The organism is Comamonas sp. CMM03 (assembly GCF_019218715.1).
In the GTDB taxonomy this organism is placed as follows: domain Bacteria; phylum Pseudomonadota; class Gammaproteobacteria; order Burkholderiales; family Burkholderiaceae_C; genus Comamonas; species Comamonas terrigena.
This window is the reverse complement of the sequence record NZ_JAHUXB010000001.1, coordinates 1459781-1478412: the sequence shown is the minus strand read 5'-3', so window position 1 is coordinate 1478412 and position 18632 is coordinate 1459781. Positions and strand designations below refer to the sequence as shown.

Annotated in this window: 9 protein-coding genes, 1 tRNA gene and 1 pseudogene; 5 read left to right on the top strand and 6 right to left on the bottom strand. The window is 62.9% G+C overall.

Annotated features, from left to right (window positions below):
- The 4 genes and pseudogenes from KW830_RS06720 to KW830_RS06705 all read left to right on the top strand — a co-directional run.
- Nucleotides 1–197 (top strand): annotated as a pseudogene (locus KW830_RS06720) (efflux transporter periplasmic adaptor subunit); the annotation flags it as partial.
- A 327-nt stretch (nucleotides 198–524) separates the two neighbouring features.
- On the top strand, nucleotides 525–6905 hold the full coding sequence (locus tag KW830_RS06715) for an Ig-like domain-containing protein (protein WP_218332565.1): 6381 nt from the start codon (nucleotides 525–527) through the stop codon (nucleotides 6903–6905).
- Nucleotides 6906–6935: 30 nt separating this feature from the next.
- Nucleotides 6936–8468 carry a hemagglutinin repeat-containing protein gene (locus KW830_RS06710; RefSeq protein WP_218332564.1) on the top strand — a complete coding sequence of 511 codons (1533 nt, stop codon included), beginning with the start codon at nucleotides 6936–6938 and terminating at the stop codon, nucleotides 8466–8468.
- Complete coding sequence (locus tag KW830_RS06705; protein ID WP_218332563.1) at nucleotides 8350–9348, top strand: hemagglutinin repeat-containing protein; 999 nt, start codon at nucleotides 8350–8352, stop codon at nucleotides 9346–9348. The genes KW830_RS06710 and KW830_RS06705 overlap by 119 nt, the downstream gene beginning before the upstream one ends.
- 227 nt (nucleotides 9349–9575) lie before the next feature.
- On the opposite strand, the gene KW830_RS06700 is transcribed toward KW830_RS06705, so the two are convergent.
- A complete protein-coding gene (locus KW830_RS06700) occupies nucleotides 9576–10505 on the bottom strand; it encodes a LysR family transcriptional regulator (protein WP_218332562.1) in 930 nt (309 codons plus the stop codon).
- A gap of 153 nt (nucleotides 10506–10658) precedes the next feature.
- Between KW830_RS06700 and KW830_RS06695 the strand changes: the two genes are divergently transcribed.
- Nucleotides 10659–11402, top strand: a complete 744-nt coding sequence (locus KW830_RS06695; RefSeq protein ID WP_218332561.1) for an SDR family oxidoreductase — start codon at nucleotides 10659–10661, stop codon at nucleotides 11400–11402.
- 112 nt (nucleotides 11403–11514) lie between these two features.
- Here KW830_RS06695 and KW830_RS06690 read toward each other — a convergent pair.
- From KW830_RS06690 to KW830_RS06670, 5 genes are all read right to left on the bottom strand, one after another.
- A tRNA-Thr gene (locus KW830_RS06690) sits at nucleotides 11515–11590 on the bottom strand.
- Between the two features lie 12 nt (nucleotides 11591–11602).
- Nucleotides 11603–12625, bottom strand: coding sequence for a class 1 fructose-bisphosphatase (locus KW830_RS06685; protein ID WP_066534869.1), 1023 nt, complete (start codon nucleotides 12623–12625; stop codon nucleotides 11603–11605).
- A gap of 104 nt (nucleotides 12626–12729) precedes the next feature.
- Nucleotides 12730–15438: an aminopeptidase N gene (gene pepN / locus KW830_RS06680; RefSeq protein ID WP_218332658.1), complete on the bottom strand. Its 2709-nt coding sequence runs from the start codon at nucleotides 15436–15438 to the stop codon at nucleotides 12730–12732.
- A gap of 3 nt (nucleotides 15439–15441) precedes the next feature.
- Nucleotides 15442–16546, bottom strand: a protein-coding gene (prfB, locus tag KW830_RS06675; RefSeq protein ID WP_115594698.1) for a peptide chain release factor 2 whose coding sequence is annotated in 2 segments (ribosomal slippage) — nucleotides 15442–16464 and nucleotides 16466–16546 — 1104 coding nt in all. Because the reading frame shifts where the segments join, the coding sequence is not laid out codon by codon here.
- Between the two features lie 232 nt (nucleotides 16547–16778).
- Nucleotides 16779–18533, bottom strand: coding sequence for a methyl-accepting chemotaxis protein (locus KW830_RS06670; RefSeq protein WP_218332560.1), 1755 nt, complete (start codon nucleotides 18531–18533; stop codon nucleotides 16779–16781).
- Nucleotides 18534–18632: the final 99 nt, after the last annotated feature.

Below are 18632 nucleotides of genomic sequence, written 5' to 3'. Positions count from 1 at the left end.
TGCAGCAGGGCACGGCCTTCGAGGTGCGCATTGACGAAACCGGCAAGACCTACCCCGCCAAGGTGCAGCGCCTGGCCGCGCGGGTGGACCCGGTGAGCCAGTCCATCAAGGTCAACGCCGCCATCCATGGCAAGTTCCCCGAGCTGATTGCCGGCATGAGTGGGCAGGTGCTGATGGCGCCGCCTGTGCAGAAGTAAGACCCCAGACCGCCGTGGAAGGAGCACCCTGTGCGCATGTCTACCAGATAGCCCGCAGCGTGCTTTGACCAAGAAAACCGGGCCGGGCCTGCTGCCACCGACACCATCGTTGTGCAGAGGGCTCCGGCCCCCCGTATTCCGTGCCAGTGCCCTTGCAAGTGCCGCCCGCGAGCCCGAGAAAGGGCCGCCCAGGCCAAAAGGAAGGATGATTCGATGACTGCCCACAACCGCCCCTTCTGGCGCCGCCTGGCGCAAGCTGCTGCCAAACCTGCGACGTCCGCAGCCGCTGCACCAAACCTCACCGCCCCTGCAGGGCTGAGCAGCAGCATGCGCCCCCTGGCGCTGGAGCAGCGCTTCATGTTCGACGGCGCGGGCGCAGCCGACGCCGCACACGCGGTGGCGGACGGTGCTGCCGCCACCGACGCGGCGGCAGATACCGCTGGCGCATTGCGCCATGCGCTGATGGCCGAGGCTCCTGCAGTCAGCAGCACGCGGCAAGAAATCACCTTTATAGACGGTCAAGTCCAGGACTACCAGCAACTGTTGGCGGGCATCAAACCAGGCACCGAGGTGGTGATGCTCGACCCCAAAGGCGATGGTCTGAAGCAAATCAGCGACTACCTGGCGGGACGCACCGGCATCGATGCCATTCATATCGTCAGCCACGGGCTGTCCGGACAGGTGACGCTTGGCAGCCTTACCCTCGATAAAGCAGGCCTGGACGCACGTGCAACCGATCTGGCACTGATCGGGCAGAGCCTCGACGTCGATGGCGACATTCTCTTCTACGGCTGCGATGTCGGCAGCGGTGCAGCCGGACAGGCGTTCGTCAACCAGATCGCCCAACTCACCGGCGCAGATGTAGCAGCCTCCAACGACGCGACCGGTTCCACCGCCCAGGGCGGTGACTGGACACTGGAAGTCACCAGCGGCTCGATCGAGGCAGTAACACCATTCTCTGCATCGGCCCAACAGGCCTTCAGCGGACGGTTGTTCGCGGGGACGCTCAATTTCAGCGGCCCGGATACATATCTCGGCATGACGGTAACGGATGGGCAAGCCAATTCCATTGACATTCCCGGTGTAGTGATCGAGATCTATTCGGCGGATTCGGGTAATACGAACAGTAACTCTCCGTGGGAGTACTACAGCAACATCTTCGGTCCAAACTCTGATGGAATCGTCGATAGCTCTGGTGACGGAACGCCGATCGTCATCATCCGCAGCCAGAGCGGAGCTGATTTCTCCTTCACCGGTATCAAGATCGTCGACTATCTGGGCACTCATCCGCAGATCACCTTCGAAGCCTTCCGTGATGGTGTCTCGCTGGGCAGCGTGACGCTGGCGACGGACAGTCTCGACTACATATCCGATTTCACCCAATCCAACGGGCTGACCGCGTCGATCTTTCAGAACGTCGACGAGATCCGTATCTCGGATCCCTCTTCCGGCGATGGCAAACTGTATGTCGCGCTCGACAACATCGGCATCGCCGATGTACCGCGCCCTGCCCTGGTGTCGGCAACGTTCTCGGACAACAACCTGAAGATCGGCGAGACTTCCACCGTCACCTTCACTTTCAACATGGCGGTGACTGGGTTCACCACTGCCGACCTGACCGTGCCCAACGGCAGCATCAACGGCTTGAGCAGCTCCGATGGCGGCCTGACCTGGACCGGCCTGTTCACGCCCAACTCAAGCGTCACCGACAGCACCAACGTCATCACCGTCAACCTGAGTGGTGTCACGGGAGTCAGTACCTCCCTTGCAGGTATCGGAACCGCTGACTCCAGCAACTACGGCATCGATACCCTGGCACCCAGCGTCATGTCGGTGACTTCCAGCACCGCCAACGGCACCTACAAGGCAGGGGATGTGATCTTCGTACAGGTGAACTTCGGTGAGAACGTCATCGTCACCGGCACCCCTCAGTTGACGCTGGAGACTGGCAGTGCTGACAGGGCAATCAACTACACCAGCGGTTCGGGCACCAATACGCTGACCTTCATCTATACCGTGCAAGCTGGCGACGCCAGTTTGGATTTGGACTACATCAGCATTGGAGCCCTGGTGCTCAATGGAGGCACGGTCCGGGATGCTGCAGGCAATGACGCCACGCTAACCCTGGCACAGCCGGGGACATCGGGCTCATTGGGAGCGAACAAAAGCTTAATCATCGATGCGGTCCCGCCGACCACCACGGTGTCCAGTATCAATTTCTCCAACGATACGGGGAGTTCAGGCAGCGACTTCATCACCAATGCTGCCTCGCAAACCATCAGCGGCACGCTATCAGCCAACCTGCAGTCTGGTGAGACGGTGTATGTCTCCATCGACAACGGCGCCACGTGGGCTGCCGCCAGCGCCACCGTGGGCCAGAGCAGCTGGTCGCTGGCTGGCGTCACCCTGAGTACTAGCAGTACCCTGCGCGTAAAAGTCAGTGATGCTGCTGGCAATGACGGCGCGGTGGGCTCCCAGTCATATACCTACGACACCACCGCACCCACTACCAGCTTCAGCGGCCTGACTTTCTCCAACGACAGCGGCACCATTGGCGACTTCATTACCAACAACGCCAGCCAGACCATCGCCGCCACGCTGAGTGCCAGCCTTGCCGCTGGCGACGTTCTGCATGGTTCACTGGATGGTGGCAGTACCTGGTCCGACATCACCAGCAAAGTCAGTGGCACGACGCTGAGCTGGAATGGCGTCACCCTGTCCGGCAGTGGCTCTTTGCAGCTGCGGGTGATTGATGCTGCCGGCAACGTGGGACCCGGGACCAGTCTGAACTACGTGCTGGATACCGGTGCGCCCAGCGCCCCATCTATGCCGATGCTGAACGGCGCCAGCGATACCGGAATCTCCAATGGCGATGGCATCACCAGCGACACCACTCCGACCTTCACCGGCGTGGCCGAAAGCGGCAGCACCGTGAAGATCTATGACGGCCCCACCTTGCTGGGCAGTGTGACCGCTACCGGTGGCACCTGGAGCTATACCTCCGCCACGTTGAGCGAAGGCAGCCACACCATCACCGCCACCGCCACCGACGCAGCCGGGAATGTGTCGGCTGCTTCTGCAGGCCGGGTGGTGACCATCGATGCGACAGCACCTTCCGTGAATACGGTCGTGGTACCCGCCAATGCCACCTATTTCACCGGCGATACCCTGAGCTTCAGCGTGAGCTTCAGTGAACCGGTCACGGTTGACACCGGTGGCGGGACTCCCCGCATTGCGCTGGTGGTGGGCAGCACCACGCGCTATGCATCCTATGTCTCTGGATCCGGCAGCAGCACCCTGGTGTTCAGCTACACCGTGGTCAACGGGGATACTGACAGCAATGGCATCACAGTGGGTGCACTATCGGGCAACGGCGGGGCACTGAAGGATGCTGCGGGCAATGATGCCACCCTGACGTTGAACAGCGTCGGCAGCACCGCTGCCGTACTGGTGGATGGGGTGCAGCCCGGCATCACCAGCGTCAGCGCCACAACCAGCGACGGCAGCTATGGTGCCGGCCAGACCATCTCCATCACAGTCAGCTTCAGCACGGCCGTGGATGTCAGCACCACCAATGGCCTGCCGACGCTGGCACTCAGCAGCGGGGGGGGGGCCAGCTATACCGGCGGGTCGGGCAGTGCCACGCTGACCTTCAGCTATACCGTGGCCTCAGGGCAGAACAGCGCCGACCTGGATGTGGCATCGACCCATGCGCTGCAACTCAATGGCGCCACCATCAGCGAAGCTGGTGGCAGCCACAGTGCAGCATCGATAGTGCTGGCTGTCCCAGGGACGGCCGGATCGCTGGGGGCGAACAAGGCGATTGTGGTTGACACCTCGGCTCCGACCGCCAGCGTACAAAACGTCTCTTTCTCTTCGGACACTGGGCCCAGTTCCAGCGATCTGGTGACCAGGGACCCAACCCAGACCATCAGCGGCACATTGAGTGCCAGCCTGGGCAGTGGCGAGTATGTGGAAATTTCGCTGGACAACGGGAACAGTTGGCAAAGCGCGTCGTCTTCTGCAAACAGCTGGAGCCTGGCTGGTCAAACATTGACTGGCAGTGGCACCTTGCAGGTGCGCGTGTCGGATGCCGCAGGCAATCACGGCGCAGCATTCTCTGCTGCTTATGTGCTGGATCAGACAGCACCTACAGTCAGCATCACCAGCAGCGCGAGCTCACTCAAAGCCGGAGAGTCGGCGACCATCACCTTTACCTTCAGTGAGCCTCCTGTTAACTTTCGTGCCGCTGATCTGACGGTGAATGGCGGCGTGATCAGCGGCTTTTCCGCCACGGCCAATCCATTGGTCTATGTGGCGACCTTCACACCAACAGCGGGAGTAAGTAACGGTTCCGCCGTGGTGTCCGTGGCTGGCGGCGGATACACCGATGTCGCGGGCAACCTGGGCTATGGAGCTGCACCGGTGGCTATTGCTGTCGATACGTTGACCCCTTCATTGGCCATCAGCAGCAATGTCGCAAGCCTGAAAGCAGGCGAAACCGCCCTGATCACGTTCACCTTCAGCGAAGCGCCACGGTGGTTTGACTCCGGTGATGTGAGCGTACAGGGTGGGGTCTTGAGCGGCTGGGCAGCTACCGCCAACCCCTTGGTGTATACGGCAGTCCTGACGCCTGTGCAGGGGGTGGACTCGGGATCTTTGACGGTGACTGTGGCTCCGGGCAGCTATACCGACGCTGCAGGCAACCCAGGCCAGGGAGGCAGCACGCCGACCATCGCCTATGACACGCTGGCCCCCTCTGCGACAGTGGTCAGCGTCCGGTTTTCCGATGATACGGGCGCCAGCAGTAGCGATCTGATCACCCGTGCTGCCAGCCAGACCATTGATGGCATGCTGTCGGCGCCCTTGGTGTCGGGTGAGTCGGTGCAAGTTTCGCTGGATGGAGGTGCCACGTGGATGTCAGCGGGGAGTGTTGGCAGCGACAGCTGGTCATTGGGCGTGGTGTTGACGGGCAGTGGTGTGCTGCAGGTGCGTGTGGTCGATGCCGCAGGCAATGCCGCTGCGGCGTTCTCCCGTGCTTATGTGCTGGATCAATCGCCCCCTACGGTGGTGATCTCCAGCAATGTGGCGACGGTCAACGGTGTGACGCCAGCGCTGATTACTTTCACTTTTTCCGAGCCCCCTGTGGGGTTTGGTGCCGGCAACATTACGGTGTCTGGAGGGAGTTTGAGTGGTTTGACGGCCACATCCAACCCCTTGGTCTATACCGCCACATATACACCGGCAAGCGGCGTCGCCAGCGGCTCGGCCACTATCGCGGTCAGTGGCTACATCGACGCTGCAGGCAACTTCGGCAGCAGTGGCGCCATTCCCTCGCTGCTGATTGATACGGTGGCACCGTCCGCAACAGCAAATGGGGTGATGTTTATCAATGACAGCGGTATCAATGGTGACCTGATTACCAACGTGGCAGTACAAACCATCAGCGGCAATTTGTCTGCCCCACTGGTTGCCGGTGACGAGGTTCAGATTTCTCTGGACAATGGGGCAAGCTGGATGACGGTGGGCACTTCCATCGGAGATACCAGTTGGTCTTTCATTGCAACGCTCAATCCAGGCAGCAATACACTGCAGATCAGGGTGAGCGATGCTGCAGGTAACCACAGTGCCGTGTATGCGCAGGCCTACGCCTATGACGACACTGCGCCAACTGCGACCGTCGTATCCCAGCAGACGGACAGCTTGATGCCCACCCTGACCGGGACGTCCGCGTTGGCCGCAGGGGACTCCATGACCGTGACCGTGGGTGGCGCGACCTACCAGGTAGTGCCTGTGGCTGGTGCCTGGAGCCTAGATCTGGCAACGGCCGTGCCCATCAGCGGTGCATTGAGTCTGATCGGCGGTCAGCAGTACAGCGTGGCCATCGCGACGCTGGATGTCGCAGGCAACCAGGGCAGCAGCAGCGGTACCTTGACGGTCCGTGCTCTGCCCCCAACGATACCGGTGACGCCCAGCGTTCCAGAACCGCCGATCGTTCCGGTGTTTCCTTCCACTCCTGTGTTGACAGACCCTTCGCTGCCCCTCGCCGTGTTCCCTCCGGACATGGCTGACACCCCCATCCCTGGGGGTCCCGCAGCACCGTGGATACTGCCGCAGTCCAGCGTGGCGAGCGATATCGGCATCAGCTGGCCAGGGCAGACGCCAGCGACGGTGCTGGACACCTTGCCGAGCTTTGGTCCGCTGTCGCCGATGCAGCAGACGCCGGATGTCGGCCTGACCTCTGCAGAGGGCTTCCAGATTGTGGCGCTGCCGGGCATGTCCGGCAGCAATGCACCGGTGGCTTACAAGCCGATCCCGGATGTGGTGGCCAGCAGCGGCGAGCGGATTGCGGTACAGATCAGCAGCGACGCGTTTGCCTACGCCGATGGCAATGCGGTGGTCACACTATCGGCCCGCATGGCGGATGGCACACCGTTGCCAGGCTGGTTGCGCTTCGATGCCCGCACCGGGCGCTTTGAAGGCACACCACCGCCCGGCTTTGAAGGTACGTTGAGCTTCAGGGTGACGGTGCGTGACAGCGAGGGTCGGGTGGCCACGCAGGTGTTCAAGCTGGTGGTCAGCAAGGACGGCAGCAAGGGCGCTTTCTGGCACGGTGATGGAAGTGCTCCGGCGGGCCGTGCGAGCCTGAGCGAGCAACTGCGCAGTGCGCGCAGTGGTGCTGCGGCGCGCCTGGCGGCCTTGTCCTGATCACAGATCCTGGCCAGCGGCACGCTGACGGTGAATTACGGCGCCCAGGGGGTGAACCGGGTCGGCATTCTGTCCGGCAACGTGGTGAATCTCAGCGGCACCAGCTTCGTCAATGAAGCCTTCTATCTCGACGCGGTGGTCTACGTACGCCGCCAGAGCCATTACGAGACCGACTGCTGGGACTGCAGCAAGACGCATTACTACGCTTCGGCCAGTACCGAGGAGGACTGGGCGCGGATGGATCCGGACTCGCCGTCCTACGACCCCGGCTATTACCGCAGCCGCTACAACCCAGCTCTGGGTTCAGACCCAGCCGCGATGGCCGCGTCCCTGACCAAGGAATCCAGCCGCTCCACCTACAAGACCATGGCCAGCGCTTACGTCTATGCCAATACGCTGAACGTTACCGGCGGCTCGGTCACCAACAGCGGCTCGGCCCGCCCGGTGACAACCACCAGCACCTCATCCACCATCCAGAGCGGTGGGAACATGAGCATCGCGGCCAAGGGGGATGCGACGTTTGTGGGGGCCACAGTGGAGTCCGGCGGCAATCTGGATGTGAGTGCGAAAAGCATTACCAACAAGGCGGCGCAAGACACCCAGGAAAAAACCACGTCCAGTAGCTCCCATCTTGCAGGGGTCTATATCGGCACGGCCGCACAGGCCAATGTGGCGGTAGAGGCCAATCTGAGCGCATCCACCGGCGTTGTGGTTGGAGGTGGGGCAGGCCACAAGGACAAGTCGGACAGCAAGGGCAGCACCAGCAAGGCCGGGGACAGCACGGCTACAGGCAGCAAGGCCACAGCCAGCACCGCCAAGACAGGCAGTGACGACAAGACCGCAGCAGCCAAGGACTCCGGTGGTCTGCTGGATGAGACGGGCCTGAAGGCGGACGCGAGTGCCAGTGCCAGCGCGGAAGTGACAGCAGGCGTGCGCTACCAATACAAGCAAGAGAGCGAAACTGAGGGCTCCGTTACCCAGGTCACGAATTCGTTCACCGCCAAGGGCAGTATTACGCGCACCGCCACCGACACCATCACCGACCAGGGAACCCAGATGGAAGCGGGCAAGAACATCAACCAAACGGCGCGCGTGATCAACGATGAAGCGGTAAGCGATTCCACCTACAGCAGCAAGGACGCGCAAAGCCATGATGCCCGCATTGGTGCGTATGCCGGCGCATCTGCCAGTGCGAGCGCCAGCGTGGAGGGTAAGGCCAGCGTGACAGGGAAGGTTGAATCCGAAAAGCCCGAAGTGGAAGCAGGGGCCAGTGCGGGCCTGGGCGTGAAGGCCAGCTACACCGGCAGCATCTCTTCCGAGTCGGAATCTTCCACCACGGCGGTGACGTCCCGCTACAAGGCCGGCGGCGATATATCTTCGACCTCGCAAGAAAAGACCACGCTGAGCGGCACAGCGATAGAGGCCGGCGGTAAGGGCGGGTTCCTTGGACTACAACGCGGCCAAGGACACCAAGACCTCGAGCAAGAACGAGCACGACATTGCCGGCCAGGCCACGGTGCGTGTCATCGGTACAGCAGGTGCGGATGTGGGGCTGAGCTATGACGGCAGCATCGAAAGCGAAAGCGCAACGACGGCGCGTGCAGGCAGCATCAAATCGGGGGGCGACACCCGCATCACCACCAAGGGGGATGCGAATTTCACCGGTACGGATATCGCCAGCGGGGGCAAGACGGCGGTGAATGCCGGGGGCGATGTCAATTTCAATGCAGCGCAGAGCACCACGGATTCGGCTTCCCATGAGATTGGCGTGAGCGTCAACGTCAGCTCGAGCAAGAAGAGCGACTCCATTGGGGCAGAAGCCAACTACGACATGTCCATTGGATCTAGCAATACGGCCAAGGGATCCAGCATTACTTCGGGAGGCGGGGTGGAGATCAGCTCGGGTAAGAGCGTCACCTTGGAAGGCACGGGCATCGAGTCCAAGGGGGATGTCAGCATCAGCGCGCGTGACAAGGTCGATCTGAAAGCGGCTGTCAGCAGTGAAACCAATGTCGGTTTGGGCATTGGTGTGGCCGTGGAGGCGAAAACCAAGAAGGAGGGCGCCGCCCCGTCCAGCGCGGACAGCAAGTCGGACAACAAGACCGGGACTGACAGCACCAAAAAGGCCGAGCCGGCAAAGCAGGAGCAGACCACCAAGGCGGCAGAAGCCGGCAAAACTGCCGAAGATGGCGCCGAAGAGGACAAAAACAAAAAAAAGGCGGAAACCGGCGTTGGCGTGGACTTCTATTCTGGAACGGAGTCCACCAGCACCTCCATCTCTTCCACCGGCAAGATCAGCATCAAGGCGGGCACTGTCGTGAACCAAGAAGCGAAGCTGGAAGGGGCTGAAGGCACGTCGGTGGCAGGCAAGCAGGTGCAGAAATCGGCGGTCAACGGCTCGATCTCGCTGGGGGTCAACGCAGGGGTTTCCACCGGGGATTGACCAACTCCGCGCGCGCTCTGCCGACAAGCCCGCAGCCTCCTGTTTGCCTTGTAGCAGGAGTGCCTGTGGGCTGTCTTCTCTGCCCGGAAGGCATTCCGGGTGGAAATGCCACATCCAAGCCCGGACACGGCCACAACGTGGCCGGTTTCGTGCGCCGTGCGGGGAGGATCGCAGGATGCCGGACACCATCGGATTGATGGTGATGGGGCATCAGCTTGGGCGTTGCACTATGTCTGGCGGATCCGGGCTGCCAGGCCACTGGTGGCGAACTCCTGAACGATGTAATCCACGAACACCCGGACCTTGGCCGGCACGAGCTTGCGGCTGGTGTAGTAGATCGACAGCGGCCGTGATTCGGCATACCAATCGGGCAGCACGCGCTCCAGCGCACCGCTTTCCAGCAGCGGCAACGCATGCGGCAGCGGCAGCAGGGCAATGCCCATGCCGGTGGCTGCAGCACGCGCCATGGCCTCGGGGTCGTCCATGACGATGGACGGGCGCACGCTGGCGACCAGTTCCTGGCCTTCCTTGCTTTTCAGGGCCCAGGGGATCAGGCGCCCGGTGGCCAAAGAGCGGCGCAACAAGCCGTGGTGGCGCGCCAGATCCTGCGGGTGCTGGGGGGCAGGATGGGCCTTGAGGTAAGCGGGCGCGGCCACCAGCAGGATACGCAGGCGCGCCAGTTCCCGCGCAATCAGTGCATCGGTCAGCTCGATACCGCCGCCAATGGCGACGTCGAACCCTGCCGCCACGATGTCGACCTGGCGGTTGTCGAAATGCAGATCGGGCAGCACGTCGGGGTAGCGGTGCAGGAATTCGCCCAGCAACGGGACAATGTATTCACGGCCCACCGTGTGGGCCAGTGCCACCTTCAGCGTGCCCGCCGGCTTGCCTGCGCCCTGGCGCAGGTCGGTCAGGGCGTCGTTGATCTCGCTCCAGGGCAGGCGCACCTGGGCATACAGGCGCTCGCCATCGGTGGTGAGTGCAAGGTGGCGGGTGCTGCGCTGGAAAAGCCGCACCCCCAGCCGGACCTCCAACTGACCCACGCTTTTGCTGATGGCGGCGGGCGTCAGCCCCAGCAGGCGTGCGGCGGCCGAGAAACTGCCTTCATCGGCCGAGGTGATGAAGGCGTCGAGGTGGCTGCGCAGTTCGGTCAACATGGCGCAATCTTATACAAATGGTTGAAATTGAATGCTTTGTTTAATGACTACCAGAAATAGGTGAGCCGGCTCACACTGCAGCCATCAACCACTCCCTTTGAAAGGAAACGCCATGAACACCACCTCCAGCCCGCCTCCGCAGCCTCTGCCGCCGTGGGCAAGCCCCTGGCCGGAAAAACGGCCTTCATCCATGGCGGCTCTCGGGGCATCGGCGCCGCCAGCGCCCGCCGCCTGGCCCGTGATGGCGCCCGTGTGGCCATTGGCTATGGAGCTTCTGCCATTGCAGCCGAAGCCCTTGTCGAAGAGATCAAGGCCAGCGGAGGCGACGCCATCGCCATCCATGCCGATGCCACCGATGCCGCTGCGCTGACCCGAGCCATCGACAGCGTTGCCCGCCGTTTCGGTCGCCTGGACATTTTGGTCAACAGCGCCGGGGTGCTGGCACTTGCACCGCTGGACCAGTTCACGCTGGAAGACTTTGACCGCACCGTGGCCGTCAACATCCGCTCGGTGTTCGTGGCATCGCAGGCCGCTGCCAAGCACATGCAGGAAGGCGGCCGGATCATCAACATCGGCAGCACCAACGCGCAGCGCATGCCGTTTGCGGGCGGAGCCGCCTATGCCATGAGCAAATCGGCCCTGGTGGGACTGGTCAAGGGACTGGCCCGCGACCTGGGCCCGCGCGGCATCACGGTCAACAACGTGGCCCCCGGCCCGGTGGACACGGACATGAACCCCGCAACCGGCGATTTCGCCGCGACGATGCACGGGTTGATGGCCATTCCGCGCCATGGCAAAGCCGATGAAGTCGCCGGCATGGTGGCCTACCTGGCCGGGCCGGATGCCGCCTTCGTCACGGGCGCGGACTTGCTGATCGACGGCGGTTTCGCGGCCTGAGGTAGGGCGGCAGCACAGCCGTACCTGCACTCCCCGCTGAATGCGTACCTGACGCTGGTCCAAAATACAAAAACCTCGCTATGCAGAACATAGCGGGGTTTCTTTATTTCAATGGTGCCGGAGACATGAATCGAACACGCGACCTTCTCATTACGAATGAGCTGCTCTACCGACTGAGCTACACCGGCAACAAGCAGAGATTATAGCGCGTTTTTATCGGCTTCGAGATGGTACCGGGTGATGCGTTCCACTTCGTTCTTGGAGCCCAGCACAACGCTCACGCGCTCGTGCAGCTGGGTGGGCTGGATCTCCAGGATGCGTTCGCGGCCGTTGGTGGCCATGCCGCCGGCTTGCTCGATCAGCCAGCTCATGGGGTTGGCTTCGTACATCAGGCGCAGCTTGCCGGGCTTGAGCGGCTCGCGCTTGTCCCAGGGGTACATGAAGACGCCGCCGCGGCACAGGATGCGGTGCACGTCGGCCACCATGGCGGCCACCCAGCGCATGTTGAAGTCCTTGCCGCGCGGGCCTTCCTTGCCGGCCAGCACTTCGTCCACATAGCGCTTCACGGGCTCGTCCCAGTGGCGCATGTTGGACATGTTGATGGCGAATTCCTTGGTGTCTTCGGGGATCTTGACGTTTTCCTCGATGAGCACGAAGGAGCCTTGCTCGCGGTCCAGCGTGAACATGGATACGCCGTCGCCCACGGTCAGCACCAGCGTGGTCTGTGGGCCGTAGATGCAGTAGCCGGCGGCCACTTGCTGGGTGCCGGGCTGGAAGAAGTCGCTGTCGTGCACGCCGGGGTGGCCTTCAGGCTTCTTGAGCACGCTGAAGATGGTGCCGATGGACATGTTGATGTCGATGTTGGACGAGCCGTCCAGGGGGTCGAACATCAGCAGGTATTCGCCCTGGGGGTAACGGTTGGGCACCACGTAGATGCCTTCCATTTCTTCCGAGGCCATGGCGGCCAGGTGGCCGCCCCATTCATTGGCTTCGATCAGGGTTTCGTTGGCGATGATGTCCAGCTTCTTCTGCACTTCGCCCTGCACGTTTTCGCTGCCGGCGGTGCCCATCACGTCACCCAGCTCGCCCTTGTTCACGGCAAAGCTGATGCGCTTGCAGGCGCGGGCAACGACTTCCAGCAGCAGGCGCAGCTGGCCAGGGATAAGGCCGTCCACGCGTTGCTGCTCGACCAGGTAGCGGGTCAGGCTGATGTTTTTCTTCATGGGTTGAACTCCTTAAAAATCCACGGGCCATCCGGCGCAAACCGGATCGCCTGGCGCAAGGGGCGGGCACGGTGCCGGCCTCTTGCGCATGTCAATGTGAGGCCTCAATCGGCCAGTGCGCGGGTGATGACTTCACGCACATCGTTGGATAGATTGGGCTTGGCGGCCACGCGCTCGATGGCGGCCTGGGCGGCTGTGCGGTAAGGCTCGGCCAGCTTTTTCCAGCGGTCCATCACCCGGGCCAGGCGGGCGGCCACCTGGGGGTTGAAGCCGTCGATCTCGATCACGCGGTCGGCCCAGAACACATAGCCCGCCGCATCGGTGCGGTGGAAGGCGCCCGGGTTGTTGCAGAAGCTGAAGATCAGACTGCGTGCGCGGTTGGGGTTCTTGATCTGGAAGTCCGGGTGCTTCATCAGCGTCTTCACGGCCGGCAGCACGTTGCCGCCGCGGTCGCAGGCGCTGCCTTGCAGGGCGAACCACTTGTCCAGCACCAGCGCATCCTGCTGGAACAGGGCGTGGAAGCGCTGCAGCGCTTGCGCCGCCAGGGGACTGGCGCTGTAGATCAGTGCGGACAGCGCGCTGGAACGGTCGGTCATGTTGCCGGCGTCCTTGCAGCGCTGGTAGGCCTTGCCGGGCCAGACGGTGTCACCGCTCTGGGCCGATGCCAGGCACAGCATGGTCAAGGCACGGCCCGCCAGGGCACGGCGTCCGGCGCTGACATGGTCGGGGCGATAGGCACCGGTGTCGCTGTGGGCCAGCCACAGGGCTTCCCAGTCGGCTTGCAGTGCGGTGGCCAGCTGCAGCTGCATGGCTTCGCGCACGGCGTGCACGCGCTGCGGGTCGACTTCGGCCAGCTGCTCGGCGATATAGCTTTCCGACGGCAGCGTGAGCACCAGGTCCTTGAAGGCCGCATCCAGCTTGTCATTGCCCAGCACTTCGCGCAGTGCCTGCATGAAAGCGGCGGGCAGCAGCTGGGCGCCGGGTTGGCTGGCGGCGTCTGCCGGTGCCGTGATGGCCTTGAGTGCGTAGCGCAGGCCCAGGCGCTGGCTGGCTTCCCATTGGTTGAACGGGTCGCTGTCATGCGCCAGCAGGGTCAGCAGCTCGGCGTCGCTGAAGTCGCATTCCAGCACCACCGGGGCGCTGAAGCTGCGTAGCAGCGAAGGCACGGGGGCTTCGGTCACGTTGGTGAAGACAAAGCTTTGTTCGGCTTCGGTCAGCACCAGCATGCGGCTCTTGGCGGCCTGTGCGGTGTTTTCGCCCTGCAGCTGCAGGGCGATTTCCTGGCCGCTGGCCGAGATCAGGCCCATCTGCACGGGGATGACAAAGGGCAGTTTCTCGGGCTGGCCCACGGTGGGGGCGCAGCGTTGCGACAGTGTCAGGGTGTAGGTCTGGGCGGCTGCGTCGTACTGGCCCACGGCTTTGAGGACGGGCGTGCCGGCCTGGCTGTACCAGCGGCGGAACTGCGGCAGGTGCTGGGCCAGTGGCGAGTCGGGGTTGGCGTCGGCAATGGCCTGCGAGAAGTCGTCGCAGGTCACGGCGTGGCCGTCGTGGCGCTCGAAATACAGCTTCATGCCCCGGGCAAAGCCTTCGCGGCCCACCAGGTTGTGCTGCATGCGCACCACTTCCGCGCCCTTTTCGTAGATCGTGACGGTGTAGAAGTTGTTGATCTCGATGTAGCTGTCCGGGCGCACCGGGTGGGCCATGGGGCCGGCATCCTCGGGGAACTGCACGGTGCGCAGCACGCGCACATCGTCAATGCGCTTGACGGCGCGCGCCGATGCGCTGCCCGCCATGTCCATGCTGAATTCCTGGTCGCGGAAAACCGTCAGGCCTTCTTTCAGCGACAGCTGGAACCAGTCACGGCAGGTGACGCGGTCGCCGGTCCAGTTGTGGAAGTATTCATGGCCGACCACGCTCTCGATGTTGAAGTAGTCGGTGTCGGTGGCCGTGGCCTGGTTGGCCAGAACATACTTGGTGTTGAAGATGTTCAGGCCCTTGTTCTCCATGGCGCCCATGTTGAAGTCGCTGGTGGCGACGATCATGAAGCGTTCCAGGTCCAGGCTCAGGCCGAAGCGCGCCTCGTCCCATGCAATGGAGTGCATGAGCGAGTTCATGGCGTGCTCGGTCTTTTCCAGATCGCCGGGGCGCACATAGACCTGCAGCAGGTGTTCGTTGCCTGCACGGCTCTTGATGTGCTGCTCGCGTGCGACCAGCTTGCCGGCCACCAGTGCGAACAGGTAGCAGGGCTTTTTGTGCGGATCGACCCACTTGGCAAAGTGGCGGCCGTCTTCCAGATCACCGGAATCCACCAGATTGCCGTTGGACAGCAGCACCGGATACTGGGCCTTGCTGGCGCGCAGGGTGACGGTGTACATGGCCATCACATCGGGACGGTCCAGGAAGTAGGTGATGCGGCGAAAGCCTTCGGCCTCACACTGCGTGAAAAAGGTGTCCTCGCTCACGTACAAGCCCATGAGCTTGGTGTTCTTGGCGGGCGCGCAGGTGGTGAAGATCTCCAGCTCCACGGGGGCATCGCCCTCGGGCAGGTTCTCCAGCACCAACTGGTCGCCTTCCATCTTGAACGAGGTACCGCCGCCGTTGACCATCACCCGGGCCAGGTTCAGCTCGTCGCCATCCAGGCGCAGGGCCTGTGCCGGTACATCCGGGTTGCGGCGCACGCGCATGCGGTTGAGCACGCGGGTCTTGGCCGGGTCCAGGTCGAATGTCAGCTCCACCGTGTCGATCCACCAGGCAGGAGCCTGGTAGTCGGCACGGTAGACGGCTGTTGCTTGTCCTTCACGCAGCATGGGGATTCCTTAAACGCCTTGCTTGAGCGAGGCTTCGATGAACACGTCCAGATCGCCGTCCAGCACCTTCTGGGTGGCCGAGACTTCAACATTGGTGCGAAGGTCTTTGATGCGGCTGTTGTCCAGCACGTACGAGCGGATCTGGTGGCCCCAGCCCACGTCGGTTTTGGTGTCTTCCAGCTTTTGCTGCTCTTCCATGCGCTTGCGCATTTCGAAGTCGTACAGGCGCGAACGCAGGCGCTGCCACGCCACGTCACGGTTGCTGTGCTGGCTACGGCCGTCCTGGCACTGCACCACGATACCGGTGGGGATGTGGGTCAGGCGCACCGCCGAGTCGGTCTTGTTGATGTGCTGGCCGCCCGCGCCCGATGCGCGGTAGGTGTCGGTGCGCACGTCGGCCGGGTTGATGTTGATCTCGATGGAGTCATCAATTTCGGGGTAGACGAACAGCGAAGCGAACGAGGTGTGGCGACCGCCGGACGAGTCGAACGGCGACTTGCGCACCAGGCGGTGCACGCCGGTTTCGGTGCGCAGCAGGCCAAAGGCGTATTCGCCTTCGATCTTGATGGTGGCGCTCTTGATACCCGCCACGTCGCCGGGCGTCTCTTCTTCCACTGTGGCCTTGAAGCCCTTGCGTTCGGCGTACTTCAGGTACTGGCGCAGCAGCATGCTGGCCCAGTCGCAGGCTTCGGTACCACCGGCGCCGGCCTGGATGTCGACGAAGCAGTTCAGCGGATCGGCTTCCTGGCTGAACATGCGGCGGAATTCCAGCTCTTCGATCAGCGGGCGCAGCTTGGCGGTTTCGGCCTCAATGGTTTCCAGACCGGCTTCATCGCCTTCTTCCCGGCTCATTTCGTAGAGTTCGGAATTGTCGGCGAGCTCGGTGGTGAGCTTCTGCAGGGTCAGCACGACGGAGTCGAGGGACTTCTTTTCCTTGCCCAGCTCCTGGGCCTTCTTGGGGTCGTTCCAGACCGCGGGGTCCTCGAGCGAGGCGTTTACCGTGCGCAGGCGTTCAAACTTGGCATCGTAGTCAAAGATACCTCCGAAGGTCCTCTGTCCGGGCGGACAGGTCTTCGAGGGCGGCGCCGATTTGGTTGATGCGTTCTGCTTCCATGGTCAATTCCTGTTCTGTTTGTAGAGTGGCAGGCGCAAGCGGCGCCTTAAAAGCGTGATTTTCGCATGGTGCACTCCCTGCTGCTGCAAGACGGCCCCACAAGAATGCGCGATACATGGATTTGCCGCCGCGACAGGGCAGCAAAACGGCCGCAGGAATGACAACAGGCCCCGCAGGGCCTGTGTGCATGGGGCGCACAGCGGCAGGCTGTGCTTTGGCGGTGCTTAGAAGCTTAGAAAGCTTCCCACTCGCCCTCATGCTGGGCGGTAGATGCCGCAGCCGCCGGGCGGCGTGGGGCGGCCGGTGCCAGGGCAGGGCGGGGCGCTGCGGCCACGCTCTTGGCGGGGGTCTTGGCGACGGGACGTGGGGCGGACACGGCGGCCGTGGCACGGGGAGCGGCCACGGGGCGGGTTGCCGTCAGATCCAGGGCGGCAGGGCCGTTGGCCAGCTTGAATACGCGCACGGTCTGGCTCAGTTGCTGGGCCTGCTCCTGCAGGGAGCTGGCGGCGGCAGCGGACTCTTCCACCAGGGCCGCGTTTTGCTGGGTGACCTGGTCCATCTGGGCGACGGCCTGGTTGATCTGCTCGATGCCCGAGGTCTGTTCGTCGCTGGCAGCGGTGATCTCGCCCATGATGTCGGTCACGCGCTTGACGCTGTCGACGATCTCGCTCATGGTCTGCCCGGCCGATGCGACCTGGGAGTTGCCTTCTTCCACCTTGCCGACCGAGTCATCGATCAGGTGCTTGATTTCCTTGGCTGCTTCGGCGCTGCGCTGGGCCAGGGTGCGGACTTCACCCGCCACCACGGCGAAGCCACGGCCCTGTTCTCCGGCGCGGGCAGCTTCCACGGCGGCGTTCAGTGCCAGGATGTTGGTCTGGAAGGCGATGCCATCGATCACGCCAATGATGTCGACGATCTTGCGCGACGAGGTGTTGATGGCGGTCATGGTGTCCACCACCTGGTTGACCACGGCACCGCCGCGTTGCGCCACCTGCGACGCACTGGCCGCCAACTGGTTTGCCTGGCGGGCATTGGCGGCGTTCTGCTTGACGGTGGAGGTCAGCTCTTCCAGCGAGGCTGCAGTCTCTTCCAGCGAGCTGGCCTGCTGTTCCGTGCGCGAGGACAGATCCTGGTTGCCCGTTGCGATCTGCTGGGTGGCTGTGGCGATGGAATCGCTGCCCTGGTGGATCTGGGCCACGATCTGCACCAGGCTGTCGTTCATCTGCTTGAGGGCTTGCAGCAGCTGGCCGGTTTCGTCGGTGGACGTGGCTTCGATGCGGCGGCTCAGGTCACCGCCAGCCACGGCCTGGGCCAGTTCCACGGCGTGGTTCAGGGGGCGCGAAATCAGACGGGCAATGAAGATGGCCAGCGCCAGGCCTGCGGCCATGCTGATGGCCACGATGGCCCAGATCAGGTTGCGGGATGCGGTGTAGATCTCGTCACCCAGCTTGTCGGCGGTGTCGGCACCCGTATTGATGTGTTCGAACAGGACATCGACCTTGCTGTTGATGCTGCGGCTGATGGTCAGCGCTTCACCACGCAACAGGGCCGTGGCTTCGGCGGTCTGCTGTTCGCGCGACAGGCGGATGGCCTTCTCATGCACCTGGTTGTACTGGCCCATGGCCTGCACGATTTCGGCGTGCAGGCGCTTGTCGTCATCGGTGTTCAGAAACTTGTTCAGCAGCTCCACGTTCTGTTGCAGACCGTCCCACAGCTTGGGCATGGTCTGCTCGTAGGTGGCAGCTTCCTCGGGGGAGGCGCTGAGCACATGCTGCTGTTCCTGCGAACGATAGCGCTGCAGCTGGTATTTGACCTCCATGGCTGTGCGGGTGGCCGGCAGCCACTGGCGGGCCAGATCCGTGCCGGTCTGGTTGACGCGGTCGAGCTGCACGATCGACAGCAGGCCGATCAGTGCGGTCAGCACCAAAATCGCAGCAAAAGAAAGCAACAGTTTGCTGGAGAGCTTGAGGTTATGAAAAAACTGCATGGTGGGGGTTGCAGCACGGGGCCGCTGAGAGTGCGCGAAGCTTTGTTAGAAACTGGAATGCCAACGCAGGCATGGGGGGACACCGCCATGACCGCACCA

Bases quoted from the DNA above. Each gene is read 5' to 3' on its own strand.
- KW830_RS06715 (WP_218332565.1), top strand. From the start codon at position 525: ATGCGCCCCCTGGCGCTGGAGCAGCGCTTCATGTTCGACGGCGCGGGC.
- KW830_RS06700 (WP_218332562.1), bottom strand. From the start codon at position 10,505: ATGTTGACCGAACTGCGCAGCCACCTCGACGCCTTCATCACCTCGGCC.
- KW830_RS06685 (WP_066534869.1), bottom strand. From the start codon at position 12,625: ATGAAGAAAAACATCAGCCTGACCCGCTACCTGGTCGAGCAGCAACGC.
- KW830_RS06670 (WP_218332560.1), bottom strand. From the start codon at position 18,533: ATGCAGTTTTTTCATAACCTCAAGCTCTCCAGCAAACTGTTGCTTTCT.